Annotated in this window: 1 protein-coding gene; it reads left to right on the top strand. The window is 57.2% G+C overall.

The features are described 5' to 3' along the window. Positions 1-1,010: 1,010 nt before the first annotated feature. Positions 1,011-1,607, top strand: a 597-nt coding sequence (locus EOA85_RS34875; RefSeq protein WP_164760116.1) for an NAD(P)/FAD-dependent oxidoreductase, incomplete at its 3' end; no start/stop codon positions are given.

The following is a 1,607-nucleotide window of genomic DNA, read 5'->3' as shown; positions in this document are numbered from 1 at the left end:
ACAAGACACGACTGATCGAGTTTGGCCGCTTCGCCGCGGACACACGCAAGAGGAAGGGCGTTGGCAGACCGGAAACCTTCGATTTCCTAGGCTTTATCCACATCTGCCGAAAGAATCGGCACGATCGGTTCCAAATCCACCGCAAAAGTCGGCGGGACAGCCGATGGGCCGATGGGCAAAGCTGAAAGAGATCAAGGTCGAACTGCAACGGCGCATGCATCATCCGATCCCCGAGCAGGGGAAATGGCTGAGGCAGGTGCTCGCCGGCTATTACGCCTATCATGCTGTACCGACCAACTACCGGTCTATCAGCGCGTTTCGGGAACAGGTCACAAGCCTATGGAAGCGGACGCTTCGACGGCGCAGCCAAAGGCATGCCCTGTCATGGAAACGGATGAGGAAACTAGCCGACGATTGGCTCCCACCACCGCGTATCCTTCACCCTTGGCCTCGCGAACGCTTCGCCGTCAGACATCCGAGGTAGGAGCCGGATGCCCGAATTGGGCTCGTCCGGATCTGTGCGGGGGGCTCTCAGCAATGAGCGTCCCTACCGCGAACGGTCGGCGCTTTCGGTCGGTGAGCTGCAACGGGCACGCTTGTCTCCCAGGTAAGGTGATTGTGTTTAAGCGACCGCACCTTGCCACAGCTCAACAGCTCAGGTCGCTATCCACCCTCCTCATAGGATCTGGCTTGGACGGTGCGTTCTTGGCGCAGTGTCGGCTCCGGCGGTGGCACCCTTTGGAATCAGTGGCATGAGGCCAAATTACCTGAACCGCCGGACATTGCCCGCGCAACTCACAATTTGCGTAGGTTGTGGGCCCAGTGAATGCAAGAATGCAAGGGGACCGCAACACAGCACAAGGACGGTCAAGCTGCCGCGTCCGTACGCTGTCACTACGCCCGGTTCCGTTTGGGTCTTCGCTTTGTCCTCCATTGACTTTCAGGCAATTACGTTCTAATTGGAACGATGTTCGAATTATTTGGCGAACTGCAGCCGTACGAGGTAGTTGATGACGAGCAGGGCTGAATATGACGTTGTCATAATCGGGGGCGGGCACAACGGCCTTACGACGGCGGGCTACCTATCTCGTGCCGGCCTGAAGACGCTCGTGCTTGAGAGGCGAGGCATCATAGGCGGTGCTGCTGTTACCGAGGAGTTTTATCCGGGCTTCCGTAATTCTGTATGCTCCTACGTGGTCGGGTTGCTCCACCCGAACGTTGTCCGTGACCTGGAGCTTGCAGTCCATGGCTTGGATATCATAGAGCGAACCGGCACGACACTTCTGCCCCTGCCTGAGGGCGGTGCGATGTTCATTCCGCCCAGCATCGAGGGGACAGAACGAGAGATCCAACGTTTTTCCCCACGCGATGCTGAGCGCTATCGCGCTTTTCAGGATGAAATTAGGTCGGCTGCCGATATTATCCGCGATACTCTACTGGAAACTCCACCCAATCTTGGCGGCGGATTCGGCGACCTGCTGTCGCTGCTCAAGATGGGCAATCGATTCCGCAGGCTTTCAACCTCCAAGCAGGAAAGCTTCGTGAAACTGATGACGATGAGTATCGGTGACTATCTAAACGAGTGGTTCGAATGCGATCCGCTCAAG

The organism is Mesorhizobium sp. M5C.F.Ca.IN.020.29.1.1 (assembly GCF_003997375.1).
Lineage (GTDB): Bacteria > Pseudomonadota > Alphaproteobacteria > Rhizobiales > Rhizobiaceae > Mesorhizobium > Mesorhizobium wenxiniae.
Note: the sequence above shows the minus strand (reverse complement) of the source record. Positions and strands in the feature narration are given on the sequence as shown.